The 23696-nt window shown below is 66.8% G+C and carries 25 protein-coding genes; 13 read left to right on the top strand and 12 right to left on the bottom strand.

From position 1 onward, the window contains the following. Nucleotides 1-42: 42 nt before the first annotated feature. The 4 genes from holA to N5I32_RS16165 form a co-directional block, all read right to left on the bottom strand. Complete coding sequence (holA, locus tag N5I32_RS16180) at nt 43-1068, bottom strand: DNA polymerase III subunit delta (RefSeq protein ID WP_261496951.1); 1026 nt, start codon at nt 1066-1068, stop codon at nt 43-45. After that, a complete protein-coding gene (gene lptE / locus N5I32_RS16175) occupies nt 1065-1562 on the bottom strand; it encodes an LPS assembly lipoprotein LptE (RefSeq protein WP_261496950.1) in 498 nt (165 codons plus the stop codon). The genes holA and lptE overlap by 4 nt, the downstream gene beginning before the upstream one ends. Further along, a complete protein-coding gene (leuS, locus tag N5I32_RS16170; RefSeq protein ID WP_261496949.1) occupies nt 1549-4104 on the bottom strand; it encodes a leucine--tRNA ligase in 2556 nt (851 codons plus the stop codon). Before leuS ends, lptE begins: the two co-directional genes overlap by 14 nt. An 81-nt stretch (nt 4105-4185) precedes the next feature. Beyond that, nucleotides 4186-4728 carry a DUF3576 domain-containing protein gene (locus tag N5I32_RS16165; RefSeq protein ID WP_261496948.1) on the bottom strand — a complete coding sequence of 181 codons (543 nt, stop codon included), beginning with the start codon at nt 4726-4728 and terminating at the stop codon, nt 4186-4188. Nucleotides 4729-4983: 255 nt separating this feature from the next. Here N5I32_RS16165 and N5I32_RS16160 point away from each other — a divergent pair, with 255 nt between their 5' ends. The 3 genes from N5I32_RS16160 (at nt 4984) to N5I32_RS16150 (ending at nt 8902) form a co-directional block, all read left to right on the top strand. After that, nucleotides 4984-5967, top strand: a complete 984-nt coding sequence (locus tag N5I32_RS16160; protein WP_261496947.1) for a porin — start codon at nt 4984-4986, stop codon at nt 5965-5967. A gap of 129 nt (nt 5968-6096) precedes the next feature. Continuing rightward, nucleotides 6097-8262: a tetratricopeptide repeat-containing sulfotransferase family protein gene (locus N5I32_RS16155; RefSeq protein ID WP_261496946.1), complete on the top strand. Its 2166-nt coding sequence runs from the start codon at nt 6097-6099 to the stop codon at nt 8260-8262. Beyond that, nucleotides 8249-8902, top strand: coding sequence for a YggS family pyridoxal phosphate-dependent enzyme (locus tag N5I32_RS16150; RefSeq protein WP_261496945.1), 654 nt, complete (start codon nt 8249-8251; stop codon nt 8900-8902). The genes N5I32_RS16155 and N5I32_RS16150 overlap by 14 nt, the downstream gene beginning before the upstream one ends. Here N5I32_RS16150 and N5I32_RS16145 read toward each other — a convergent pair. Both N5I32_RS16145 and ribA read right to left on the bottom strand, forming a co-directional pair. Then, nucleotides 8893-9387, bottom strand: a complete 495-nt coding sequence (locus tag N5I32_RS16145) for a L,D-transpeptidase family protein (protein WP_261497314.1) — start codon at nt 9385-9387, stop codon at nt 8893-8895. The two genes, N5I32_RS16150 and N5I32_RS16145, sit on opposite strands and share 10 nt — an antisense overlap. Before the next feature lie 17 nt (nt 9388-9404). After that, nucleotides 9405-10493, bottom strand: coding sequence for a GTP cyclohydrolase II (gene ribA / locus N5I32_RS16140; RefSeq protein WP_261496944.1), 1089 nt, complete (start codon nt 10491-10493; stop codon nt 9405-9407). Between the two features lie 153 nt (nt 10494-10646). Here ribA and N5I32_RS16135 point away from each other — a divergent pair, with 153 nt between their 5' ends. Beyond that, nucleotides 10647-11333: a response regulator transcription factor gene (locus N5I32_RS16135; RefSeq protein WP_261497313.1), complete on the top strand. Its 687-nt coding sequence runs from the start codon at nt 10647-10649 to the stop codon at nt 11331-11333. 112 nt (nt 11334-11445) lie between these two features. Here N5I32_RS16135 and N5I32_RS16130 read toward each other — a convergent pair whose 3' ends face one another. Beyond that, nucleotides 11446-11985, bottom strand: a complete 540-nt coding sequence (locus tag N5I32_RS16130; protein ID WP_261496943.1) for a hypothetical protein — start codon at nt 11983-11985, stop codon at nt 11446-11448. Nucleotides 11986-12118: 133 nt separating this feature from the next. Between N5I32_RS16130 and N5I32_RS16125 the strand changes: the two genes are divergently transcribed. Beyond that, nucleotides 12119-12907 (top strand): exodeoxyribonuclease III, encoded by a 789-nt coding sequence (locus N5I32_RS16125; protein ID WP_261496942.1) that lies wholly within the window; start codon nt 12119-12121, stop codon nt 12905-12907. 64 nt (nt 12908-12971) lie between these two features. Here N5I32_RS16125 and N5I32_RS16120 read toward each other — a convergent pair whose 3' ends face one another. Further along, nucleotides 12972-14249 carry a 4-aminobutyrate--2-oxoglutarate transaminase gene (locus tag N5I32_RS16120; protein WP_261496941.1) on the bottom strand — a complete coding sequence of 426 codons (1278 nt, stop codon included), beginning with the start codon at nt 14247-14249 and terminating at the stop codon, nt 12972-12974. A 132-nt stretch (nt 14250-14381) separates the two neighbouring features. On the opposite strand from N5I32_RS16120, the gene N5I32_RS16115 reads away from it, so the two are divergent. From N5I32_RS16115 to N5I32_RS16100, 4 genes are all read left to right on the top strand, one after another. After that, on the top strand, nt 14382-14951 hold the full coding sequence (locus N5I32_RS16115) for a cupin domain-containing protein (protein WP_261496940.1): 570 nt from the start codon (nt 14382-14384) through the stop codon (nt 14949-14951). Between the two features lie 84 nt (nt 14952-15035). Further along, entirely contained in the window at nt 15036-15704 is a 669-nt protein-coding gene (pgsA, locus tag N5I32_RS16110; RefSeq protein WP_261496939.1) for a CDP-diacylglycerol--glycerol-3-phosphate 3-phosphatidyltransferase, read from the top strand. Next, complete coding sequence (gene moaD / locus N5I32_RS16105; RefSeq protein WP_261496938.1) at nt 15701-15949, top strand: molybdopterin converting factor subunit 1; 249 nt, start codon at nt 15701-15703, stop codon at nt 15947-15949. Before pgsA ends, moaD begins: the two co-directional genes overlap by 4 nt. Before the next feature lies 1 nt (nt 15950). Further along, nucleotides 15951-16388, top strand: a complete 438-nt coding sequence (locus N5I32_RS16100; protein WP_261496937.1) for a molybdenum cofactor biosynthesis protein MoaE — start codon at nt 15951-15953, stop codon at nt 16386-16388. A gap of 8 nt (nt 16389-16396) precedes the next feature. Here N5I32_RS16100 and N5I32_RS16095 read toward each other — a convergent pair whose 3' ends face one another. The 3 genes from N5I32_RS16095 to ubiA all read right to left on the bottom strand — a co-directional run bounded on the left by N5I32_RS16095 (nt 16397) and on the right by ubiA (nt 19717). After that, nucleotides 16397-16726 carry a hypothetical protein gene (locus N5I32_RS16095; protein ID WP_261496936.1) on the bottom strand — a complete coding sequence of 110 codons (330 nt, stop codon included), beginning with the start codon at nt 16724-16726 and terminating at the stop codon, nt 16397-16399. Nucleotides 16727-16760: 34 nt separating this feature from the next. Beyond that, nucleotides 16761-18683: an OmpA family protein gene (locus N5I32_RS16090; RefSeq protein WP_261496935.1), complete on the bottom strand. Its 1923-nt coding sequence runs from the start codon at nt 18681-18683 to the stop codon at nt 16761-16763. Nucleotides 18684-18748: 65 nt separating this feature from the next. Further along, a complete protein-coding gene (ubiA, locus tag N5I32_RS16085; RefSeq protein ID WP_261496934.1) occupies nt 18749-19717 on the bottom strand; it encodes a 4-hydroxybenzoate octaprenyltransferase in 969 nt (322 codons plus the stop codon). Between the two features lie 12 nt (nt 19718-19729). Between ubiA and N5I32_RS16080 the strand changes: the two genes are divergently transcribed. The 4 genes from N5I32_RS16080 to N5I32_RS16065 are packed head-to-tail and all read left to right on the top strand — an operon-like array spanning nt 19730 to nt 23199. Continuing rightward, on the top strand, nt 19730-20470 hold the full coding sequence (locus N5I32_RS16080) for a 16S rRNA (uracil(1498)-N(3))-methyltransferase (protein WP_261496933.1): 741 nt from the start codon (nt 19730-19732) through the stop codon (nt 20468-20470). Between the two features lie 14 nt (nt 20471-20484). Beyond that, the gene (locus N5I32_RS16075) at nt 20485-21261 is read left to right on the top strand and encodes a hypothetical protein (protein ID WP_261496932.1); all 777 of its coding nucleotides are present in this window, start codon (nt 20485-20487) and stop codon (nt 21259-21261) included. Beyond that, on the top strand, nt 21258-21770 hold the full coding sequence (locus tag N5I32_RS16070; protein WP_261496931.1) for a hypothetical protein: 513 nt from the start codon (nt 21258-21260) through the stop codon (nt 21768-21770). Before N5I32_RS16075 ends, N5I32_RS16070 begins: the two co-directional genes overlap by 4 nt. A gap of 58 nt (nt 21771-21828) precedes the next feature. Beyond that, the gene (locus N5I32_RS16065) at nt 21829-23199 is read left to right on the top strand and encodes a glutamate--cysteine ligase (RefSeq protein ID WP_261496930.1); all 1371 of its coding nucleotides are present in this window, start codon (nt 21829-21831) and stop codon (nt 23197-23199) included. Here the strand turns inward: N5I32_RS16065 and N5I32_RS16060 are convergent. Then, nucleotides 23193-23600, bottom strand: coding sequence for a DUF805 domain-containing protein (locus N5I32_RS16060; protein ID WP_261496929.1), 408 nt, complete (start codon nt 23598-23600; stop codon nt 23193-23195). The genes N5I32_RS16065 and N5I32_RS16060 overlap by 7 nt on opposite strands. Nucleotides 23601-23696: the final 96 nt, after the last annotated feature.

Below are 23696 nucleotides of genomic sequence, written 5' to 3'. Positions count from 1 at the left end.
ACGCATGGCGGGAACGTGCAAGGGCGTTCGCCGGCCCGCAGGCTACTGCCGCCGCCCCAGCATGGCCAGACGCAGAAGTGCCCGTTCCATCACCGCCATCGCCGGCGCACGCGACGCGGAACGAAGCGTCAGGTCGGTGTCGGTCAGGATCGCCAGCGCCTGTTCCAGCTTGCGCATTCCCCAGGCCTGCGCCTGCCGCTGCATCGGCTCTCGATGCTTGAAGAAGACCGGCGGGCGTGCGCGGGCGATGCCGGCGGCGACCCCCCCGGGATCGGCCGCCGCCATGTGCAGGATGCGAAAGTGGCGCGTGGCCGAGATGCATAGGGATACCGGGGTCACGCCCTGCCCCGACAGCCGCTGGACCAGCACACCGATCCGGTCCGCCCGCGCCTCTGCCGCGGCATTCAGAAGGTCGTCGATCGCGGCTTCCGTGGTCGCGGGCGCGCAAAGCTCGATCTCTGCCGGGGTCAGGGGCGATGCGTCGCCGTGCTTGTAAAGCGCGATCTTCTCGATGGTCTGGCGAAAGTCTCCGGGGTCCAGATCGCGCGCCAGCGCCAACAACTCGCCCATGGCATCGCGGCCGACGTCCTTCAGACCGGCGCGGGCCAGTGCCGCCTCGATCTCCTCCCGTCCCGGCGGGTCGTCGTAGATGCCGATGGCATAGGCATTGGCGTGCTTTTCGAACAGGGCGCGCAGCCCGGATTTCGCGGCCAGCGCGCCCGCGGTGACAACGACAACCGCATCGCCCGCACGCCAATCGGCCAGCGCACCGCCGATCAGGGGCGCCAGGCCATCGCCCGCGTCCTCGACCAGCGTCACCCGCGGGCCGGGAAAGAAGCCTTGCGCCTTGACTGCATCGGCGAGAAGCGCGGGGTCCTTGCGCAGGTCGGCCGCGGCGATGCGGGTCAGGCGCATTTCCGCCTCTCCCTCCGGGCCGATCAGCGCGGCCACGACTTCCTGCCGGCGCAGCGCCACCCGCATCGCATCCGCACCGAATATCAGAAGCCCCGTCCGTTCCGGCTCCGGCCGCGCGAAATAGCGCGCCGCCGCCGCCCCGGCCAGCTTCACGCGCCGCCCCACTCGGCCGAGGTTGCCAGAAGCCGGGTGACGATCTGATCGGCCAGCAGGCGCATCAGCCGCCGGTAGGCGTCCGCGCGCGCCGATTCGGTCGCGACCACGGTCCCGGTGGCGGAATAGGCGGTGAAGGTCGCGACCTTGCCCGACGACAGATCGCGCCCCGTGGCCACTTCCCGCAGCTCGAAGGCGACCGAGCCGTTGACGTTGTAGCGCGTCGTGGTGTCGTCGGGGGTGATGCCCAGCCCGACTTCGGTCGTCTCGATCCGGTAGCCGAGCGTGTAGGCAGGGGCCTTGGTGCGACCAAGGCGCTCCTCCAGCCGTTCCACCAGATCGAAGCCGTTCCTGTCCACCGGGGCGTCGATCGTGACCTGATCGAGCAAGCCCCGCGCCGGTCCGCCCGGACCATAGGCCGGACGGAAGCCGCAGGCGGCAAGCGGCAGCGCGGCCGCGAGGAACAGGAAGTGGCGGCGGTCAGACGACGACATTGACGATGCGTCCCGGCACGACGATCAGCTTCTTCACCGGCTGGCCGGCAAGGAATCGGATCACAGCTTCGTCGGACAGGGCGATCTTTTCAACCTCTGCCGGCGGCATGTCCTTCGGCACCACGATTTCGGCGCGCCGCTTGCCGTTGATCTGGATGGGCAGCGTCACCGAATCCTCGACCAGCATCGCCGGGTCCGCCTTGGGCCAGGCGGCCTGCGCCACCAGGCCCTCGCCGCCCAGCATCGCCCAGACATCCTCGGCCAGGTGCGGCACCATCGGCGACATCAGCTGCGCCATCGTCAGCATCGCGGTGCGCTTCGCGCCGGCCGAGGCGTCGGATTTCGAGAAGGTGTTGGTGAACTCGTACAGCTTCGCCACCGCCTTGTTGAAGGCGAACCCCTCGATCCCGGCCGTCACCTCGGCGATGGTCCGGTGCAGCGCCTTCAGAAGTGCCTGGTCATGCGACGGGTCGCCCGCGCCGCGGGTGGTAACCTCGTGCGCCAGCCGCCAGACGCGCGCCAGATGCTTCTGCGCGGCGTCGGCGCCGGAGGCCGTCCATTCGACGTCCCGCTCGGGCGGGCTGTCGGACATCACGAACCAGCGCGCGGTGTCGGCGCCGTAGCGGGTGATGATGTCCATCGGATCGACGACGTTCTTCTTCGACTTCGACATCTTGATCGACGGCCCGATCTCGACCGGCGTGCCGTCCTTCAGCCGCGCGCCGCCCTCGTCGCGGATCACGTCCTCGGGCAGTTGCCAGATCGGGCGGCCATCGGCCCCGCGCGTCGCATAGGTTTCGTGCGTGACCATGCCTTGGGTAAAGAGAGCGTTGAAGGGCTCGATCGCCTTGGCGGGCAGGTGGCCGCAGATGTGCATCGCGCGGGCGAAGAAGCGGGAATAGAGCAGGTGCAGGATCGCATGCTCGATCCCGCCGATGTACTGGTCGACGTTCATCCAGTAGTCGACATCGGCCGCATCCGTAGGCGTTTTCGCGCGGGGGCTGGTGAAGCGGGCGTAGTACCACGACGAATCGACGAAAGTGTCCATCGTGTCGGTCTCGCGCCGGGCGGGCCTGCCGCAGGCGGGGCAGGCGCAGTCATGCCAGGTAGGATGCCGGTCGAGCGGGTTGCCCGGCACGTCGAAGGTCACGTCGTCGGGCAGGCGGATGGGCAGGTTTTCCTTCCGCTCCGGCACCACGCCGCAGTCCGCGCAATGCACCACGGGGATGGGGCAACCCCAGTAGCGCTGCCGGCTGATGCCCCAGTCGCGCAGGCGGTAGTTGGTGACGCCGCGGCCATAACCCTTCGCCTCGGCGTGGGCGATGGCGGCGTTGACCGCCTCCTCGCCCGTCTGCACCGTCGCGCCCGCGAAGCCGCGGACATAGCGGACACGTTCGGATTTCATCGGCACGAAGGCTTCGCCGAGCGGCGCCTCCTCGGCCCCCTCGGCCACGAAGACGGGCGGGATGGCGAGGTCGTACTTCGTCGCGAAGTCGAAGTCGCGCTGGTCGTGCGCGGGGCAGCCGAAGATCGCGCCGGTGCCGTAGTCCATGAGGATGAAGTTGGCGATGTAGACCGGCAATTCCCAAGCCGGATCAAGGGGATGTCGTACGCGGATGCCGGTGTCCATCCCCTTCTTCTCGGCCTTTTCCAGCGCCTCTTCCGAGGTGCCGACACGGCGGCATTCGGCCACGAAGTCCGCCACGCCCGCATCGCTTGCCTCAAGCGCCTTGGCCAGCGGGTGGTCCGGGCTGATCGCGGCGAAGGACGCGCCCATCAGCGTGTCGGGCCGCGTCGTGTAGACCTCCAGCCGGTCGAACCCCGCGGGCGCGCCTGCCGTTTCGAAGGCGAACTGAAGCCCGCGCGACTTGCCGATCCAGTTGGCCTGCATCAGACGCACCTTCTCTGGCCAGTCCTTCAGGCCGTCGAGCGCCTCGAGCAGTTCCCCCGCGAAGTCGGAGATGCGGAAGAACCATTGCGTCAGTTCCCGCCGCTCCACCTCGGCGCCCGACCGCCAGCCCCGGCCGTCGATCACCTGCTCGTTCGCAAGCACCGTCATGTCGACCGGGTCCCAGTTCACCACCGCGGCCTTGCGGTAGACCAGGCCCTTTTCCATGAAGTCGAGGAACATCGCCTGCTGCTGGCCGTAATACTCCGGGTCGCAGGTGGCGAACTCGCGGCTCCAGTCGATCGACAGGCCCAAGGGCTTCATCTGGTCGCGCATCACCGCGATGTTGCCGTAGGTCCATTCCTTGGGGTGGCCGCCCTTTTCCATCGCGGCGTTTTCGGCCGGCATGCCGAAAGCGTCCCAGCCCATCGGATGCAGCACCGAGTACCCGCAGGAGGATTTGTAGCGCGCCACGACGTCGCCCATCGTGTAGTTGCGCACATGGCCCATGTGGATGCGCCCCGAGGGGTAGGGGAACATCTCGAGCACGTAGTACTTCGGACGGTTCTCGTCGCGCCGCGCGGTGAAGACGCCGGCCTCGTCCCAGGCCTTCTGCCAGCGGGCTTCGGTGATTGCGGGATCGTAGCGCGACATTGGACTTCCTCATGCGACTGCCGGGCGTGGTTATACCCGGCGGGCGGCGAAGGTCCAGAGACTCGCGCGGGGTCGGCCCGGTCAGAGATCCAGATCGCGGATGCGCAACTGCCGGGCACGGGTCAGGATGGCATCCTCGACCGCGCGCGACACCTCGGCCGACACCGGGCCGCCGCCGCGCGCGACCAGCGCAAGCTTGAGCGAGCGGGCGTCAAGCGCGGGGTCCTGCACGTAGATCGTCGCGCGATAGGCGCGCCCGCCGCCCGGCGGGGTGCCGTAGCCGGTCACGATCACGCCCGAGAAGGGATCGACGGATTCGACCGGCAGGAAGTTCAGCACCTCGAGCGAGGCCTGCCACAGGTACTTGTTCACCCGAACGGTGACGTTGGGGTCGTCCTGCTGGCCGAACAGATCCCAGATGTTGCCGCGGTTGCTTTCGGGTTCAAGCGCAGCCAGGTCGGCGCGCTGCTGATCGGCGGCCGCGCGCGCGTCAAGCGTTTCCTGGTCGGTCGTGGGGCCACGCCGGAACCAGCCGCTGTCGCCGCTGCCGATACCGCCGCAGGCGGCCAGGGAAAGAAGGCAGCCGCCCACCATCGCATTGCGCACCATGCCCCGGATCGTCATTCCGCCGCCCTCGTCTGCCTTTTCCGCTGTCTAACTGACGGGCCGCGCGCGAACAAGGCTTTTCCGGCAGGGCCTTGGCGACCGCGCCGGGGGGCGGTCCGAGGTGACTGTGGCAAGTCTGCACCATCGCCACCGATCTTCCCCGGACGCGGGCCGTTTCCGTTGCAATGCCGCCGGCATGAGGGGAAATAGGGGCATACCCAATTCGGATTCCCCTGAGTTGGGCCTACCTTTGACACAACGAGGGAAAACGAAATGAAAAAGGTTCTTCTCGCTTCCACCGCTCTCGTCGGCTTCGCCGGCGCTGCGGCTGCGGAAGTCTCGCTCTCGGGCTATGCCGAAATCGGTATCTTCGGCGGCAGCGACATCGACACCCAGTTCCACAACGACATCGTGATCAACTTCAACATGTCCGGCACGACCGACAACGGTCTGGAATTCGGTGCGAAAATTCAGCTCGACGACCAGAACGGCGCCGATGCGATCAACGGCAAGGACGAAGATGGTCCGGCGTACGACGACGAAGCCGTCTGGGTTTCGGGTTCGTTCGGCAAGGTGACGCTGGGTGAAACCGACGGCGCCTTCGACTGGGCCCTGTCGGAAATCTATGCGGGCTCCGCGCTCGCCGATGACCACTCCACCCATGCGGGCGCCTACTGGTTCACCGGCCTTGATGGTCTCTATGACAACCAGATCATGCGCTACGAATACTCCTTCGGCGACTTCGCGGTTGCGATCTCGGCCGAGCAGGATGACGGCCTCAATGGTCCGGGCACCGGCGACACCAGCATCGCCGTCGGTGGTAAGTGGGCCGGCTCGATGGGCGGCATGGACGTGTCCGCGGGCCTCGGCTTCCAGGACAACGGCGTCAACTCGGTCTGGGGCCTCAGCGCCAGCGCCGCGATGTCGAACGGCGTGTCCGTCAGCCTCGGCTATGCCGACCTCGACAACACCGTGTTCCACTCGTCGACCGTGGTCGCCACCTCGGCGGCTTCGGACTCCTGGTGGGGCCTGGGCGTTGCCTACACCACCGGTGCTCTGACCGTTGGCGCCAACTACGGCGTGTTTGACACCTCGATCGGCGACATCGCCGGTTACGGTATCGTCGCCAACTACGACCTCGGCGGCGGCGCGGTGGCCATGTTCGGCTACGGCCACTCCGACTGCGACGTTGCCTGCGGAAGCTGGAACGGCGGCGGCGAGAACACCTGGTCGGCCGGTCTCGGCCTGTCGTTCTGATCGAACGCGACCTACGTGACAGGGAGAGCGGGCTTCGGCCCGCTCTTTCTCTTTTCCGGCACTGATTCTCGACATTCCCGGCCCAAGCCACTAGGTTCCGCCCACCACCTTGGACAAGGGAGAGCGGGCATGGCCGTCGCGTCGGCAACGCAGATCAACGATCTTTACGCGCAGGCGCTGGCCCACCAGAAGGCAGGCCGCTATCCGGCCGCGCTCAAGGCCTATCAATCGATCCTGGACCTCAACCCCAGGGTCGCCGAGGTGCACTATCAGGTCGCCATCGTCCTGAACCAGACCAACAGGTTTCCCGGCGCGCTGAAGCACGCGCAGGCGGCCGCGGCGATCAAGCCGTCGGAACCCGCGATCTGGAAGGTCTGGGCCGAGGCGCTGGCGCTGGGCGGCGACCCGGCGGCGGAAAAGACCTTTCTCGCCGCGCTGAAATCCGCGACCCTGCCGATCGAACTGAAGTTGACCCTGCAGGACCGTTTCGGCGCCCGCCGCAGCGCCACAAGGCCGCTGACCGGCGGTGTGCCGCCGCAGGAGATTCGACGGCTTCTTGGGCTGATGAACGCGGGCCGCGCACAGCAGGCGGAAAGCGCGGCCATGGCGGTGCTGGTCCAGCATCCGCAGTCCGCCATCGTCATGAACATCGCCGCGACCGCGCAGGCGATGCAGGGCAAGTCCATGCTGGCCGAGGCGACCTATCGCCAGATCCTGCGCATCGATCCCAACTATGCCGAGGCTTACGACAACCTCGGCCGGTTCCTGATCGACCTCAAGCGCGAGGAAGAGGCGACCCCACTGTTCCGGCAGGCGGTGATCCTGGCGCCGGGCCTGCCCTCGGCGCTGGTGAACCTGGCGACCGCGCTCAGCCGTTCCGATCAGCACGACGCGGCCTTCGTGCTGCTGGAGCGTGCGCGGGCGCAGGGCGTCGACACCTATCCGCTGCACATGGCCATCGGCGATGCCCGGCTCAAGCTGAAGGACAACGCCGGGGCCGAAGCCGCCTATCGCCGCGCGCTTGTCCTGTCGAAGGGCGAATCGGCCGAGGCGGAATCGATGCTGGGCCAGATCCGCGTCAAGGAAGGCAAGGACGACGAGGCGCTTGTCCATCTTGACCGGGCGCTGGCGCTGAACCCCAACCTTGCCTCGGCGCTGTCAAGCAAGGCGTCGCTGATGCAGACGCTGGGGCAGTTCGACGTCGTCGACGAATTGTTCCGCCGCAGCATGGCCGCCGACCCGAACAACGGCGAGACCTACCGCGTCTTCATCACCTCGCACAAGACGGAGCCGGGCGACCCCATCATCGCGACGATGAAGGAACGCTACGCCGACCCGCGGCTGAGCGAGACCGACCGGATGAACCTCGGCTTCGCGCTGGCCAAGGCGCTGGAAGACGTGCGTGAGGACGAGGAGGTGTTCAAGTACCTCAACGCCGCGAACGCCGCCATGCGGCGGATGCAACCCCACAGCATGGACCACCGCTACAGGGCCGTCGAACTGACCAAGAAGGCCTATCGCGGCACCGACTGGGCAAGCCTGGTCCGGCCCGGCCGGACGGCCTGCGCGCCGATCTACGTGACCGGCATGCCGCGTTCTGGAACCACGCTGGTCGAGCAGATCATCGCCAGCCACTCCACCGTGACGAGCGGGGGGGAGATCGGCGACGCGGTTCTGGCCGCCCACCGGTTCATGGCCGGCGGGGCAGAGGCGCGCCCGCTGGGCGAGGTCCCCGAGGAGGAGATCACCCGGCTGGGCCACGACCTTGGCGCGTTCTACGCCGAACGGTTCGGGGATGTGGCCCACATCACCGACAAGTCGATCCAGACCTACATGCACATGGGGCTGATCAAGCTGGCGATGCCCAATGCGCGCTTCATCGTCGTCCGGCGCGACCCGCGCGACAACCTGCTGTCGATGTACAAGAACAAGTTCCCCGAAAACGCGCACCCCTATGCCTACGATCAGCGGGAACTGGCGCTTTACTACGGCACCTTCGTCGACATGATCGATTTCTGGCGGTCCGAAATCCCCGACTGGTTCTACGAGGTGCAGTACGAAAAGCTGGTCGCCAACCCGGAGGAGGAGGCGCGCAAGCTCATCTCCGCCTGCGGGCTGGAGTGGGAGGACGCCTGCCTGAACTTCCACGAGAACAAGAACAAGGTGAAGACGCTCAGCATCTACCAGGTCCGCCAGCCGATCAGCAAGAAATCGGTCAAGGGCTGGCAAAGGTTTGAAAAGGATCTGAAGCCCATGCTCGATGCGCTGCGCGAGGGCGGGCATGTCACTGACTGAGATCCGGGCCCGCATCGCTTCGGCGGAACGCGCGGCGGGGCGCGCCGAGGGGTCGGTGACGTTGATCGCCGTGTCCAAGGTCCAGCCGCTCGACCGGGTTGAGGCGGTGCTGGGCGAAGGTCACCGGGTCTTTGGCGAAAACTACGTGCAGGAGGCGCAGGCCAAGTGGCCGCCGCTGCGCGCGCGATTCGGCCCGGTCGAGGTGCACATGATCGGGCCCCTGCAGACCAACAAGGCCAAGGTCGCGGTCGAGCTTTTCGACGCGATCCACACGCTCGATCGCCCTTCGCTGGCCGAAAAGCTGGCGCGCCTGGCCGAGGCGCGGGGAAGTTGCCCGCAACTCTTCGTGCAGGTCAACACCGGGGAGGAGCCGCAGAAGGCGGGCGTGCTGCCGGCCGATGCCGATGGTTTCATCCGCGACTGCCGCGCGCTGGGGTTGCCACTTGCCGGCCTCATGTGCATTCCGCCCGAGGATCAGGACAGTCGTCCGCATTTCGCGATGCTGGCGGCGCTGGCCGCGCGCAATGGCCTGGCCGGGCTTTCCATGGGCATGAGCGGGGACTTCGAGGCCGCCATTGCCGCCGGTGCCACCCACATCCGCGTGGGGTCGGCCATCTTCGGGGCGCGCAACTACGGCTGAGGCTGGATGACCACGCGCGTGCCGGGCGCGGCATGGCGGGCGATGAACATCAGGTCCGGGCGCGCGAAGGCAAGGCACCCGGCGGTGGGAAAGCCGGGCCGGCGCCACTGGTGGATGAAGATCGCCGATCCCTTGCCGGGTATCGCGTCGGGCCAGTTCCAGTCCAGCGGCAGGATCAGGTCGTAAAGCGGGTCGCCACGGCGCAGACGCTCCTGACTGTCGCCGAAGGGTTCGCGGACCAGGTGGTTGTACTCGGGATGGCCGGGCGCATCGCACCAGCGATCCTCCAGCCGGATCGGAACGGCCCAGGGCGGCAGTGCATCTGCCGCGATGCGGTCGGGCCGATAAAGAAGGCCGAGCGTGCGGTGAACGCCCGCCGGCGTCGCCCCGTCGCCCTCGCGCTTGTCGCCACGAATCCCGCTACGCCCCCAGGACACCGGGATCAGGCGCCCGCGAAAGCGCAGGCCGGTCGGGGTCAGGACCATGTCGGCAGACGAGGCGATCACAGGAGGTGCCCCGACTTTTTCGCCTTGGTGGCCAGATAGGCGTCGTTGTGACGCGTGCGCCCCACCTGCAGCGGCACACGCTCGGTCACCGTGATGCCCATCGCCTCCATCATCCGGATCTTCGCGGGGTTGTTCGTCAGAAGCCGGACGGCGCCGAACCCCATGGCCTTCAACAGGCCCGCACCAAGCCGGAAGTCGCGTTCGTCATCCTCGAACCCCAGCCGATGATTCGCCTCAACCGTGTCGAACCCCTGATCCTGGAGCGAATAGGCGCGCATCTTGTTGGCAAGGCCGATGCCGCGCCCTTCCTGGTTGAGATACAGCAGAACGCCCGTGCCTTCCGCCCCCATCTGTTCGAGTGCGGCATGAAGCTGCGGTCCGCAATCGCATTTCAGACTGCCCAGCAGGTCGCCGGTGAAACAGGCCGAATGAAGTCGCGCCAGCACGGGCTTGTCGCGCGGCGGTCGGCCGATCTCGACCGCGTAATGTTCTTCCCCTCCGTCCTCGGGGCGGAAGACATGCAGGCGTCCGGCCTCGGCCGCGCGCATGGGGACCCGTGCCGCGATGACCGGATGCAACCGGGCGGCGCGGGCAAATTCGGGGGCCACCAGATCAAGATCGAGGAAGGTCAAGCCTTCCTGCCGCGCGATGCCCGCCCCGTCCTGAACCGGAACCACAAGGGCGGCCGGCAGAAGATGCGCCGACTTGGCAAGCTGGATGGCGAAGCGGTGCAGGCCCGCATCGCCATCGCGCTGGCTGTTCAGCGGGCCCTTCATCGGCGCGCGAAGATCGTCGGCCGGGTCGGCGACGCCGCGCAACCAGGCCAGGTCCACATCCTCTGGCACGACGATCCTCGCCAGATCGCCGTCATAGGCGCGAGCCTTCAGCGTTTCGGCCCGCCGCACGGTGATGGCCAGCGTGACCGGGCCAAGCGCGCGCAGCGCCGCCAGGCGATCCGCGCCCAGTTCTTCGGCCGCGACGACGATGGCAAAGCGGCCCGCTGCGGCCAGCACGACCGGAACGCCCATGCGCAGATCTGCGCGGGCGCGGTTCAGGCGTTCGAGGGGTGAGGGACCAAGTGGCATGGGTCGTCCGGAGTTGCGACCCCTAGATAATCGCGGATGAGGGAAATTGAAACATTTCTGCACGAGGCGACAACTCCGTGTGAAAAGCTGTTGCAGGGCTTGCCGAACGCCACGCTACGCCGCATCTGGGAGGGGCAAGGCGGAGTGCAACTTATGGCGACCCTGAAGAAGATCCTGCTCGTGGATGATGACGACGACCTGCGCGAGGCGCTGGCCGAACAGCTTGTGATGACCGAAGATTTCGATGTCTTCGAGGCCGGCAGCGGTTCGGAGGCGATCGAGAAGGTCAAGGCCGGCATCTACGACCTCGCGGTGCTGGATGTGGGCCTGCCTGATACCGACGGGCGCGAGCTTTGCAAGCGGATGCGGAAGCAGGGCGTCAAGTGCCCGATCCTCATGTTGACGGGCCACGACAGCGATTCCGACACCATCCTCGGCCTCGATGCTGGCGCGAACGACTATGTCACCAAGCCGTTCAAGTTCCCGGTGCTGCTGGCACGCATCCGCGCCCAGCTTCGCACGCACGAGCAGTCCGAGGACGCGGTGTTCCAGCTTGGGCCCTATACGTTCAAGCCGGCGATGAAGATGCTGATCGACGAACGCGATCGCAAGATCCGGCTGACCGAGAAAGAGACGAACATCCTCAAGTTTCTCTATCGAGCGACTGACGGCGTCGTGCCGCGTGACGTTCTCCTGCATGAGGTCTGGGGTTACAATGCAGGCGTGACCACCCACACGCTGGAGACCCACATTTATCGGCTCCGCCAGAAAATCGAACCAGATCCGTCAAACGCGCGCCTTCTTGTTACGGAATCTGGAGGCTATCGGCTCGTCGCGTGAGCCAGCGAATCCCCTCGCCGCATCGGGGTCATGAGGCGGCATCCTCCCTGTTGGACTGACCCGGGCCTGGCCCGGGTCTTTTTTTGCCTGCTCGGGCGCCCGATGTGGGGCGTCACTCAGCGGGCCGGACCGTGGCTTCCGGCATCCGGATATCAGCCAGAAACGGGTAGGCGGCTGCGGCAAGCTGCTGGCGCTCGGGTCCATCGACGCGCACGAAGTACCACGAACCGCCTTCATTGACGGCAAGAAGGGGCTGCTCGTTGATCGTGGCAACGCCCCCGGTCGTGGAGGTGAAGCGCGTCGGGATCAGGACCCATGTCACCTGGCTTCCGTCCGGTAGCGTACCCTCTTCGGCTTCAAGGCGGGACTTGCCCGCCGCCAGGTCGGTGAAGCGTGTTCCCTTCATCATCGCGGCGGTCTGGCCGGTCAGGACTTCGGTCAGCTGGGACGCTTCGACGCCGGTCGCACCTGCAAAGACGTTCAGGATCCGAGGTGGCATGGCCGCCACGATCTTTTCCGCGCTGCCCGCGCCGATGGCGCCCAGATAGGCGTCGACCGCGACCGACAGCGTATCGGCCTCCGACTGCGACAGGGGGCGCGCCGCAGCCGGCAGGGCAAGGACGAGCGAGATAAGCAGGGCGGCCAGGCGCATGAGGTTTCTCCGTATAGGCGACGCCGATCTTGCACGGAGGGCGCGCGCACTCAAGCCCTCAGGGCGGCTTCCGGCGCATTGCCGCCGCCGCCCCCGGAGTCTAAGGTCCGGGCCCGGACAACAGGAGATGCCGATGCCCTTCACGCTTGCGACCTGGAACATCAATTCGGTGCGTCTGCGCGAGGCACTGGTGGCGAAACTCCTTTCGGACGAGGCGCCGGACATCCTCTGCCTGCAGGAATGCAAGAGCCCGGTGGAACTGATCCCGACCGAGGCTTTCCGCGCGCTGGGCTACACCCACATGGTCGCGCGGGGGCAGAAGGGCTACAACGGCGTGGCGATCCTGTCGAAACTCCCCCTGAGGGAGGTCGGCGCCTTCGACCTGGCCGATCTTGGGCATGCGCGTCATGTCTCGGCAGAGCTTGAGAACGGCGTCACCATCCACAATTTCTACGTCCCCGCGGGCGGCGACATCCCGGATCGCACGGCGAACGAGAAGTTTGGCCAGAAACTCGACTATGTCGCCGCCATGCGCGACTGGGCGCACCGGGAAAAGCCGCGGAAGTCGATCCTTGTGGGCGACCTGAATATCGCCCCGCGCGAGGATGACGTCTGGAACCACAAGAGCCTTCTGAAGATCGTCAGCCATACCCCGGTGGAAACCGCGCTGCTCAATGATGCCATCGCCGCCGGCAACTGGGTGGACGTGACCCGTCAGGATATCCCGCAAGGGCTCCTCTACAGCTGGTGGTCCTACCGCTCGCCCGACTGGGACGCGGCCGACAAGGGCCGCAGGCTGGACCATGTCTGGGCGACGCCGGACATAGCGGGCGCGGCGCATGGCAGCCGCATCCTGCGCGCGGCACGCGGCTGGGATCAGCCGTCCGACCACGCGCCGGTCTTCGCGACCTTCGACCTCTGACAGTCCGCGCGGAAATGCAAACGGCCGCCCCGGGGGGCGGCCGTCCGTGGCCAGTTGCGCCGGTTCACGCCGCCCGAGCGGCGCGCATCGCGTCTTCGAGCTTGCCAAGCGCCTCGGTGAACACGCCGTCCTGGATCGTCAGAGGCGACAGGAAGCGGATCACGTTGCCATGGACGCCGCAGGTCAGGAGCAGCAGCCCGCGCGCAAGCGCCTCGGTCCGCACCTTGTTGGCGAATTCGGCCGAGGGCTTGCCGGTCGCAACGTCGTTGAACTCGACCGCGTTCATGAAGCCGGGGCCGCGGATGTCCGCAATCTCGGGAATGTCGCCGCGCAGCGATTCAAGATGCTGCTTGAGACGCGAGCCAAGCTGATTGGCGCGATCGCAAAGCTTCTCCTCCTCGATCACATCCAGAACGGCGTGCGCGGCGGCGATCCCCATCGGGCTGCCGCCATAGGTGCCACCCAGTCCACCCGGCGCGGGCGCGTCCATGATCGCGGCGCGGCCGGTCACGGCGGCCAGCGGGAAGCCGCCGGCCAGGGCCTTGGCCATGGTCATCAGGTCAGGTTCGACGTCGTGGTGTTCCATGGCGAACATCTTGCCGGTGCGCGCGAAGCCGGTCTGCACCTCGTCGGCGATCAGAAGGATGCCGTGTTCGTCGCAGATCGCCCGCAGCGCCTTTAAGAACTCGCGCGGCGCCTCGTAGAAGCCGCCTTCGCCCTGCACTGGTTCAAGGATGATCGCCGCGACGCGCTTGGGGTCGACATCGGCCTTGAAGAGGTAGTTGAGCGTGTCGAGCGACTGCTGCACCGAAACCCCGTGCAGCGGCACCGGGAAGGGGACGTGGAAGACGTCGTTCGGCATCGCGCCGAAGCCGACCTTGTAGGGTACGACCTTGCCGGTCAGTGCCATGCCCATAAAGGTGCGCCCGTGGAAGGCGCCGGAAAAGGCGACCACGGCCTGACGTCCGGTCGCGGCGCGCGCGATCTTGACGGCGTTTTCCACAGCCTCGGCACCGGTCGTGACGAAGATCGACTTCTTCTCGCCGGAGATCGGGACGATGCTGTTCAGTCGCTCCGCCAGCCGCACGTAGTTTTCATAGGGCACGACCTGGTGGCAGGTGTGGGTGAAGTGGTCAAGCTGATCCTTCACCGCCTCGATCACCCGGGGGTGACGGTGGCCGGTGTTGACGACAGCGATCCCCGCAGCGAAGTCGATGTAGCGGTTGCCCTCCTTGTCCCAGATCTCGGCGTTCTCGGCCTTGTCCACGAAAATCTGGGTCATCACGCCGACGCCGCGCGACATGGCGGACTTGCGGCGGGCTTCGATCTCGGCGTTCAGCATGGCAGCCTCCTTGGCGAAATTTGCGCGCATGCATACAGGCGTGGAAGCAAATGATCAATATTGCGAATTGATGCCTAATAAATTTATCATTATGAGGAGGTGATCGGCAAGGCGTCGGGACAGGGGAACGCGATGGAGTTCGACACCGGGGCAAGGCTGAAGGAAGAGCGGGAACGCCGCCGCATGTCGCAGCGCCAGCTGGCTGCGGTAACCGGCGTCACCAGCGGCATGATCTCGCTGATCGAGCAGAATCGCACCAGCCCGTCGATCGCCACGCTGAAGAAGATACTCGTCGGGCTCGACATCACGCTCAGCGCGTTCTTCTCGACACCGGAAGAAGGCGGCCCGAAATGGTACTTCCGCAAGCACGAACTCAGGGAAATCACGCCTTCGGCAAAGCGGGGCGAGGCTGAGGCGGGTGTCACCTTCCGCCAGATCGGGCGGCCCGGCGCCAGCGCGATCCAGATGCTGTATGAGACCTATGCTGCGGGCGCCGACACCGGCCCGGAGCTTTACAGCCATGACGCGGAGGAGGCGGGCATCGTCCTTTCCGGCCGCATCAACGTGACCGTCGGGACCGAGACGCAGTTGCTGGAGGCCGGCGACGGCTACCTGTTCAACAGCCGGACGCCCCACCGCTTCCACAATCCGGGGCCGGACGACTGCGTGATGGTCTCGGCCTGCACGCCGCCCACGTTTTGACCGGGGACGGCCGCGCGCACATTCGCGCAACGCCCCGGTCCTGCCCCCTTCCAACTGCGGCCCGGTCCGGCTAGGTTGCCGGGCATGAGCTGGACGATCCCGAACATCCTGACCGTTCTTCGTCTTTTCGCCGCGCCGGGCGTGGCGGTGATGTTCCTCTATTTCCATCGCCCATGGGCCGACTGGTTCGCGCTGACCCTGTTCGTGCTGGCGGCCGTCACCGACTATTTCGACGGCTACCTTGCGCGGCTGTGGAAGCAGGAATCGAAGTTCGGCGCGATGCTGGACCCGATCGCCGACAAGGCGATGGTGGTGATCGCGATCATGGTCATCACCGGCTATTCCGGCATGAACCCCTGGCTGATCCTGCCCGCCACGGTGATCCTGTTCCGCGAGGTGTTCGTGTCCGGGCTGAGGGAGTTCCTGGGCGCCAAGGCGGGCCTGCTCAAGGTCACGAAGCTGGCCAAGTGGAAGACCACGGCGCAGATGATCGCGATCGCGATCCTGTTCCTGGGCACCGGGCTTGAGCATCTGGAAGGGATCGCCCGCCGCGGCCTTACGCCAGAACGCTATGCCGAACTGGTCAGCCAGGGAATGGCCGATCCGATCCGCAGTTGCGGCACCCGGGGCTGTTCGTCGCTGGCCACGACCATGGGGCTTGCGGTGATCTGGGTCGCCGCCGTCCTGACCTTCATGACCGGATGGGAGTATTTCCAGAAGGCGCTGCCGTTCCTGAAAGACGACAAGAAATGATCGACGTCCTCTATTTCGCCTGGGTGCGCGAGCGTATCGGCCTCCCGAGGGAGCGGATCGAGACCAGGGCCGCGACCGTCGCGGATCTTGTCGCCGAACTGAAGGCGCGGGAGGAGCGTTATGCCGCGGCCTTTGCCGACACCCGCGCGCTGCGCGTGGCGCTGGATCAGGAGCTTTCGGATTTCTCCGCCCCGCTCGCGGGCGTGAGAGAGGTGGCTTTCTTCCCACCCATGACCGGGGGCTAGGATGGACGTCCGGGTTCAGTCCGACCCTTTCGACTATGGCGCGGAATCTGCGCGCTTCGCGCAGGGTGACGGCGAGACGGGCGCGGTCGTGACCTTTCTGGGCCTCGTGCGCGGAACCGGCGGCCTGTCGCGGATGGAGATTGAGCACTACCCCGGCATGACGGAACGGGCGCTTGCGAAGATCGCCGACGATGCGGGCGCACGCTGGCCGCTGTCGGATGTGCTGATCATCCACCGCTTCGGCACGCTTCTGCCCGGCGAGCCGATCATGATGGTCGCGACGGCATCGCGACATCGCCAGGCCGCCTTCGAGGCGGCCGAGTTCCTGATGGACTACTTGAAAAGCCGCGCGCCCTTCTGGAAGAAGGAATTCGGCCCCGATGGCGCGGAATGGGTGGCGGCGCGCGACGACGACGAAACCGCCTTGCGGCGCTGGTAGCGTCGCCCTCAGTCGCCGGTGTTCGCCCGCTCGATATAGGCGCGCAATTCGTCCGCCTCTGCGCGCGAGATGCGCAAGCCCTCCATCGCGGCACGCAGTTCCGCTTCGCACTGGGCCAGCTTGCGCGTCATCTCCAGTTCGCGCTCCTCAAGATAGGTCAGGGCGCGGTCGCGCGACTCCTCGGCCTCGTGCAGTTCGTGCGCCATCTGTTCCAGATCGCCCATGCCCGCCTGTGTGACACGGGTCAGGCGATGGAACAGCCAGGATGCGAACCAGCCCGCGAGGAAGGCCAGGAAAAGCACGATCGCGGTGGCAATGATGAAGTCTGTCCTGTTCACGCGTCGAGCCTCCCCGCCCGTTATTCGCTGCCGGTTATTCGCTGGCCGCCGGTTCCGCCGAGTCCGACCCGCCGGGGCGCGCCTTCGGCCGCGGCGTGTCGGGTCCGGGTATCAGCGCCATCGGCACGGTGGTGCCGTCCTCGGCGATGCGAAGCAGCCTGAATTCTATCCGCCGGTTCTGTTCCCGCCCGTCCTCGGTGTCGTTGGGGGCAATGGGCAAGGTTTCCCCGTAACCCACAGCCGACAGGTTGCCGGTCAGCACGCGCCGCCCCATCAGCGCCTGGACGACCGACTGCGCCCGCGACCTGGACAGGTTCAGGTTCATCTCCTCGCTGCCCTGGCTGTCGGTGTGGCCCGCAACCTCGATCGGCGCATCGGCGCAATCCTTCAGAAGGTCCGCGATGGTGTCCAGCGTCCCGCTTGCCGAAGGGGCGATCCGCGCGGACCCCGGCTCGAACTCGATCTTCTGCCTGGTGAGGGCCGCGTTGATCCCCTCGACACATTCCTCGGGCGAGGGCAGATCAACCTCGGGCACCTCTACCGGCACGTAGGAGATCGCGATCTCGATGCCCTGTGCCTCGCCAAGCTTGTCGGAGAGGATGCGCGCGACTTCGTCGCGGCCATCCGGCTGACTGGTGGTTCCGCTGATCTTGACGCGGTCGGCCCGCACGGTGACCTGCCCGCTGTCAAGATGGGCAAGCGCATCGACCGCGGCCAGCGCGCGGATCGACCAGCCCTTAGGAAGCCCGGCGTCCAGTCGCGTCGCCGCATAGACGGCGGTGGAGCCGAAGCGGGACCGGGCGAAGCTTTCGACCGCCTCGCGCACCAGCGGGTCGGGCACGCGCCCGCGCAACTCCACCTTTCCGTCTTCCCTCAGGATCGCGACGAACTCGGGGATGCCCCCATCCCGGGTTTCGCTGGCTTCTGCAGGGGTCAGGACGGCGTGCAGCGAGAAGACCTCGGGCAGGTTCGACTCAAGCTCACCCACGACCCTGTCAAAAAGGTCCGGCGCGACGCCCGAAGCGGCAACCAGCGACACATCCGCATCCGAATAGGTGATCACTGCATCCCCAAGTTGGGCGGTCGCGGCGATGCCCATGGCGACTGCCTCGGCCCAGTCGGGACTCGGGACACCAAGGCCGATTGTGCAGTTCACCTTTCCGGCCATGCCCGCCTTCGTCGCCGCGGCAACGATCCGGTCGCGCGCTTTTTCGTTGTTGGCGGAACAAGCGTCGAAGCGCGCGCCGGCCTTGTCCATCACGAAACGAAGGGTGAAGGGCGCGATCACCGGGCGCGGCGCCGAAATGTCGAGGCTGAGCGTCACGCCCTGCGGTGTGCGCCGCCGCAGGTCGGATTCGATGCGCGCCTTTTCGGCTGCACTGTCCGAAATCGCCATGACCGCAACGCGGCTGGCCGTGACGGAGATCTTTGAACGGGGCAGTGCTTCCATCGCGCGCAAGCCGAAATCGACGGCCGCGCCCCAGCCTTCGGGTTCCGCGTGTTCGGAGGTTTCAAGCATGTCGGTCACCTGGCCGTCGCCCGCCAGATCGCCCAGCCGTTCGACGATTGCCGCGTGCGCGCCCTCGGAGGGCACCAGACCGATCAGGGAAATCCCGTCGCCGTTGCGCAGGATCTCCAGCGTGAACTCCGGCACGCCAAGTGCTGAGGGATCGACGACATCCATGGCGTCGATGATGCGGCGCGCGTCGACGACCGCACCTGCCGCGGTCAGTGCCCGGAACCGCAATGACTCGGTGGGGGCGGTGCCGGTCAGCGTGACCTGAAGGCCATCCACCGCGACCTCGGCCCAGGTATAGCCACCTTCCTCGAGTGCTGCGCGCACGCCGCGCAGCGACTTGCCCTCGATTGCGGAGGCCGCCCAAACTGCTGCGAGAATCGACAGGCCGGCCGCAACGGCAAATGCGGCAGCGCCAATCGCTTTGGCAGGCAGGGTCATCCGGCAGGGATCCTCGCTGGGATAACGGAACGCCTTCTCTTAAGGTCCGCAGGATGCGGGATCAATCAAAGGAACCCGGCGGTGGCAAGAAACAGCGCAACCAGAAGTCCGGCGTCTCGGTTCTTGCGGAACAGCATGAGGCAGGTGTCGGCGTCGTCGATGTCAAGCCGCGTGATCTGCCAGTAGAGATGCCAGCCCAGCGCCCATGCGGCGGCCAGTGCCACGACCAGCTTCAGCGCCGATGCCTCGGGCGCGAGGGCGAGCAGGACCGCCAGCCCCATCAGGCAGACCGCGGCGACCAGGAACCTGGCAAGCCAACGGCCGGTCCGGACGCCGAACAGGCGGGCGGTGGACCTGACGCCGATCAGGACGTCGTCTTCCTTGTCCTGATGGGCGTAGATCGTGTCGTAGAACAGCGTCCAGGCGATGCCGGCCGCGTAGAGAAGCCAGGCGGGCAAACCCGGCCAGCCGCCTGTGTGCGCCGACCACGCCACCACGATGCCCCAGTTGAAGGCAAGGCCGAGAACCGCCTGCGGCCACCAGGTGAAGCGTTTGGCGAAGGGATAGACGGCGACGATCCCGAGCGAGGAGACGCCAAGCAGGATAGCGACCGGCGCGAAGGTCAGAAGGATCAGCCCCGCCAGCGCCATCTGCGCCACCATCCAGATCAGCGCACCCCTGACCGTGACTTGCCCCGAAGGGATCGGACGTGACCGGGTACGCGCCACGGCGGCATCGAACTCCCTGTCCGTGATGTCGTTCCAGGTGCAGCCCGCCCCCCGCATCAGCCAGGCGCCTAGCGCGCAACCCGCGGCGATCCACAGGTCGCCCGGCCGCCAGCCGTCCACCGCCGCGGCCAGCGCAAGCCCCCACCAGCACGGCAGCAGCAAAAGCCAGGTGCCGATCGGCCGGTCGGCGCGGCTGAGGCGCAGATAGGGACGGGCGAACTCGGGCGCGAGGCGGTCCACCCAGTTGTTCCGAACGGCGTCCGCGACCTGTCCCTCGGGCTCTGGCTTTTGCGCGGAGGGGGTCATAAGTTCGGCCTCATGTCGTCAGCGAAGATCAGACTTTGTGTAGACCATCCGCTTGGGGCGGGGCAATCGGTTCCCTTGACCGAACCGCAGGCGCATTACCTGTTCGGGGTGATGCGCGAAGGGCCGGGCAGCCGCATCCTGGTCTTCAACGGACGCGACGGGGAATGGCTGGCAGAAGTCACCGAAGCGGGGAAGCGCAAGGGGCTTCTGTCGTGCATCGCGCAGACTGCAGAACAGTCCGCGGGATCGGACCTCTGGCTTCTGTTTGCCCCGGTGAAGAAGGCGCGGACCGACTTCATCGTCGAGAAGGCGGTGGAGATGGGCGTGGCGCGGGTCGTGCCCATCGCGACCGACCGCACCAACGCGGAACGTCTGCGGCGCGACAAAGCCCTGTCCCATGTGCGCGAGGCCGCGGAACAGTGCGGCGCGCTGCACCTGCCCGAGGTGGAGGAGATGGTGCCGCTGTCGAAGGTCCTGGCGGACTGGAACCCCGCCCGGCGCATCCTCTGGGCCGATGAGGATCAGGCCGGCCGTGCGTCCGCCCTCGGGGTTCTTCTGTCGGAGGAGCCCGGCCCCTGGGCTGTGCTGATCGGCCCGGAGGGGGGCTTTTCGCCCATCGAGCGTGACCGCCTGCGTGCGCTGCCGTTCGTGCAGCCGGTGTCGCTCGGTCCGCGTATTCTCAGGGCGGAAACCGCCGCCGTGGCCGCGCTGACCCTCTGGCAGGCGGCACTGGGCGACTGGCGCGTGACATGAGCGGCGATGCGCAGATGACCCCGCCCCGCCTTCACGTCCTGACCGCCCGCGACTGCGCCGGCGCGCTGATCCTGCGGCGCGGGCCAAGCCGGTGGGTGGCGACGATCGGCTGGGATCGCGACAGCAACAGCTTCCAGACCGGCCAGTGGTTTCATGGCCGCATCTTCGAACACCGGTCTGACCTGTCGCCGGACGGGCGGCATCTTGTCATCTTCGCGGGAAAGGGCGGAACGCGCTGGTGGACGGCGGTGTCGCGCGTGCCCTGGCTGACCGCGATAGCCTTCTTCCCGCAGGACAGCACCTGGGGCGGCGGCGGCGCCTTTCCCGCACCCGGAGTCGTCTGGCGAAACGGGTCCGGACCGGCCGATACCCTGCCGCCGGATGAGCTGCGGCCAGCGCCTGCCGATGCCTTCCCGCATTCGACCGACGGGTTCCACATGGGGTCGACCCAAGTGGCGCTGATGCAGACACGCGGCTGGCGCCTGTTGCGCGGCGAATCCTATGACGCGGTCCTTGCGCGTGACCTGCCGGATGGGGGGCTGATCGAACTGAGCTTTGCGCTTGGGGCGCGCAACCGGGCGATCATCTCCAACCGTTACACGTTGATCGGGCACGACGGAACGCGCGCCGAAACCGGGTGGGAATGGGCGGACATCTGGCAGGGACGTCTGCAGTACGCCGACCGCGGTGCGCTGTGGGAGCGGAACGCCGGCACGCCGCAGTTAATCCGCGACTTCACCGAAATGACACCGGAACGGCGCCGGGCCCCTTATGCCGGAGTGACGGAATGAGCTTCATCAGGCCCGAGGTGCGGGCGCGGCTGGTCCGCTGGCGCGAAGTCTGGTCGGCGCTGGCCGTGGCGGGCCTCGGGCTGTGGCTGGTGACGCTGGGCGGCTACCTGCTGATGCCGCTTGGCGTGATGCTTGCGGGCCTGGGCCTTGCGCTGGCGGTCATCGCGGTCCGTCGTCGCCGGTTCGATCGCGCGGTGGACGCGCCCGGCGTCATCGAGATCGACGAAGGCCAGATCGGGTACTTCGGCCCCAGTTTCGGCGGATACGTCGCCCTGCGCGAACTGGCCGAAATCCGCATGATCGTCGTCAACGGCCGCAAGCACTGGCGGCTCAGGCAGGCGGATGGGCAGATCCTGCTGGTGCCCATCGCCGCCGCGGGGGCGGACCTGCTGCACGACGCCTTCGCCGCACTGCCCGGCATCGACATGGGCGCGCTTTCACGCGCACTGGATGCGCATGCAGGCACAGAGGTTCTGTGGCAAAGGCCCGCCCGCGCGGCCTTGACTTGACCGTCCGGACGCGCGACCTCTATGCGCCTTGCATACGCCCACGATCGGAGCCCCAACCATGTCCATTCCTCAGTCCGGCGGCGGCCCGATCGAGCGGTTCGAACAATTGGCCGAATACATGGCCTCGGGCGAGAAACCCAAGGACGACTGGCGGATCGGCACCGAGCACGAGAAGTTCGGCTATTGCCAGGACACGTTGAAGCCGCTGCCCTATGACGGGCCGCGCTCCATCAAGGCGATGCTCGAGGGGCTGCGCGACCGTTTCGGCTGGGCGCCGGTGCTGGAGCAGGGCAACATCATCGGGCTGACCAAGGACGGCGCCAACGTGTCGCTGGAACCCGGCGGGCAGCTTGAACTGTCCGGCGCGCCGCTCGAGACGATTCACCAGACCTGCGACGAGGTGAACGAACACCTGCGCGAGGTGAAGGAGGTTGCCGACAGGATCGGCGCGCGGTTCATCGGCCTAGGCGCGGCGCCCGAATGGTCGCATGAGCAGATGCCGATGATGCCCAAGGGGCGCTACCGTCTGATGACCGATTACATGGGGCGCGTCGGCACGCACGGCACCCAGATGATGTACCGGACCTGCACGGTGCAGGTGAACCTCGATTTCGCGTCCGAGGCCGACATGGTGAAGAAGCTGCGCGTGGCGCTCAGCCTTCAGCCCGTGGCCACAGCGCTTTTCGCCAACTCTCCCTTCTTCGACGGCAAGCCGAACGGGCACAAGAGCTGGCGTTCACGCATTTGGCGCGATCTGGATGGCGCGCGCACGGGGATGCTGCCCTTCGTCTTCGAAGACGGCATGGGGTATCAGCGGTACGTGGACTATGTCCTAGATGTGCCGATGTATTTTGTCTACCGCGATGGAAAGTACATCAACGCGCTGGGGCAAAGCTTCCGGGATTTCCTGGAGGGCGAACTGCCCGCGCTGCCGGGGGAAAAGCCGACGCTGTCGGACTGGGCCGACCACATGACGACGGTCTTCCCCGAGGCGCGGGTGAAGAAATACATCGAGATGCGTGGGGCCGATGGCGGGCCCTGGCGGCGGCTCTGCGCCCTGCCGGCGCTTTGGGTGGGGCTGCTCTACGATCAGCCCGCACTTGACGCCGCGTGGGACCTGGCGAAGGGCTGGAGCCACGAAACGCGCGAGGCGCTGCGCGTGGCGGCGTCTGTCCACGGGCTTCAGGCCGAAGTGGGCGGGATAAGGATGCTCGATCTCGCGCGGGAGGTCGTGGCGATCGCGCAGTCCGGCCTCAAGGCCCGCGCCCGGCCGGGCGCCGGCGGCATGGTTCCGGACGAAACCCATTTCCTGAACGCGCTGCAAGAAAGCGTCGAAACCGGGAAGACCCCGGCCGACGAACTGCTGGAGAAGTATCACGGCGCCTGGGCGGGCGATCTGTCCCGCATCTACGCCGAATACAGCTACTGACGATCGACCCTGGGGATCGAGGTTCCCGCGCCGCCGGTGGTCGGTGCGGGGCCGTAGGCGTTGGTACCGTCTTCGCCCCGCTGCGCGAGGAACCAGATCAGGATGATCGCCCCGAGAATCGGGATGAACGCGATCAGCAGCCACCATCCGGTCCGCCCCGTGTCATGCAGGCGCCGCGCACCGGCCGCAAGGCTCGGCAGCAGCGTGGCCAGCGCGAAGATGGTGGAAATCGGCTGGAACCCCATTCCGCCGTTGCCCATGATTGCCATGTCCAGGACGCTGGCAACGATGTTCGCGATGATCAGGAACAGGACGAACCACCAGTATTCCGACCGCACGGCGCGGCCGCTGAAGGTGGCGTACTTGTTGAAGCAGGTCTTGACAGCAGTCGTGAAGTCCATCGGCCTTCCTCCGTTCTGACGGCGGAAGCTTCCGTCAGGTGAGCCGGCTTGGCAAGAACCGCGCCCAACGATCTTCCCTGAGTTGCATCCGGGACT

Source organism: Albidovulum sediminis, from assembly GCF_025380365.1.
GTDB lineage: Bacteria > Pseudomonadota > Alphaproteobacteria > Rhodobacterales > Rhodobacteraceae > Albidovulum > Albidovulum sediminis.
The sequence above is the reverse complement of the archived record's forward strand: the minus strand, read 5'-3'. Positions and strand labels throughout refer to the sequence as shown.

Bases quoted from the DNA above. Each gene is read 5' to 3' on its own strand.
- lptE (WP_261496950.1), bottom strand. From the start codon at position 1,562: ATGTCGTCGTCTGACCGCCGCCACTTCCTGTTCCTCGCGGCCGCGCTG.
- leuS (WP_261496949.1), bottom strand. From the start codon at position 4,104: ATGTCGCGCTACGATCCCGCAATCACCGAAGCCCGCTGGCAGAAGGCC.
- N5I32_RS16165 (WP_261496948.1), bottom strand. From the start codon at position 4,728: ATGACGATCCGGGGCATGGTGCGCAATGCGATGGTGGGCGGCTGCCTT.
- N5I32_RS16160 (WP_261496947.1), top strand. From the start codon at position 4,984: ATGAAAAAGGTTCTTCTCGCTTCCACCGCTCTCGTCGGCTTCGCCGGC.
- N5I32_RS16155 (WP_261496946.1), top strand. From the start codon at position 6,097: ATGGCCGTCGCGTCGGCAACGCAGATCAACGATCTTTACGCGCAGGCG.
- N5I32_RS16150 (WP_261496945.1), top strand. From the start codon at position 8,249: ATGTCACTGACTGAGATCCGGGCCCGCATCGCTTCGGCGGAACGCGCG.
- N5I32_RS16145 (WP_261497314.1), bottom strand. From the start codon at position 9,387: ATGGTCCTGACCCCGACCGGCCTGCGCTTTCGCGGGCGCCTGATCCCG.
- ribA (WP_261496944.1), bottom strand. From the start codon at position 10,493: ATGCCACTTGGTCCCTCACCCCTCGAACGCCTGAACCGCGCCCGCGCA.
- N5I32_RS16135 (WP_261497313.1), top strand. From the start codon at position 10,647: ATGGCGACCCTGAAGAAGATCCTGCTCGTGGATGATGACGACGACCTG.
- N5I32_RS16130 (WP_261496943.1), bottom strand. From the start codon at position 11,985: ATGCGCCTGGCCGCCCTGCTTATCTCGCTCGTCCTTGCCCTGCCGGCT.
- N5I32_RS16125 (WP_261496942.1), top strand. From the start codon at position 12,119: ATGCCCTTCACGCTTGCGACCTGGAACATCAATTCGGTGCGTCTGCGC.
- N5I32_RS16120 (WP_261496941.1), bottom strand. From the start codon at position 14,249: ATGCTGAACGCCGAGATCGAAGCCCGCCGCAAGTCCGCCATGTCGCGC.
- N5I32_RS16115 (WP_261496940.1), top strand. From the start codon at position 14,382: ATGGAGTTCGACACCGGGGCAAGGCTGAAGGAAGAGCGGGAACGCCGC.
- pgsA (WP_261496939.1), top strand. From the start codon at position 15,036: ATGAGCTGGACGATCCCGAACATCCTGACCGTTCTTCGTCTTTTCGCC.
- moaD (WP_261496938.1), top strand. From the start codon at position 15,701: ATGATCGACGTCCTCTATTTCGCCTGGGTGCGCGAGCGTATCGGCCTC.
- N5I32_RS16100 (WP_261496937.1), top strand. From the start codon at position 15,951: ATGGACGTCCGGGTTCAGTCCGACCCTTTCGACTATGGCGCGGAATCT.
- N5I32_RS16090 (WP_261496935.1), bottom strand. From the start codon at position 18,683: ATGACCCTGCCTGCCAAAGCGATTGGCGCTGCCGCATTTGCCGTTGCG.
- ubiA (WP_261496934.1), bottom strand. From the start codon at position 19,717: ATGACCCCCTCCGCGCAAAAGCCAGAGCCCGAGGGACAGGTCGCGGAC.
- N5I32_RS16080 (WP_261496933.1), top strand. From the start codon at position 19,730: ATGTCGTCAGCGAAGATCAGACTTTGTGTAGACCATCCGCTTGGGGCG.
- N5I32_RS16075 (WP_261496932.1), top strand. From the start codon at position 20,485: ATGACCCCGCCCCGCCTTCACGTCCTGACCGCCCGCGACTGCGCCGGC.
- N5I32_RS16070 (WP_261496931.1), top strand. From the start codon at position 21,258: ATGAGCTTCATCAGGCCCGAGGTGCGGGCGCGGCTGGTCCGCTGGCGC.
- N5I32_RS16065 (WP_261496930.1), top strand. From the start codon at position 21,829: ATGTCCATTCCTCAGTCCGGCGGCGGCCCGATCGAGCGGTTCGAACAA.
- N5I32_RS16060 (WP_261496929.1), bottom strand. From the start codon at position 23,600: ATGGACTTCACGACTGCTGTCAAGACCTGCTTCAACAAGTACGCCACC.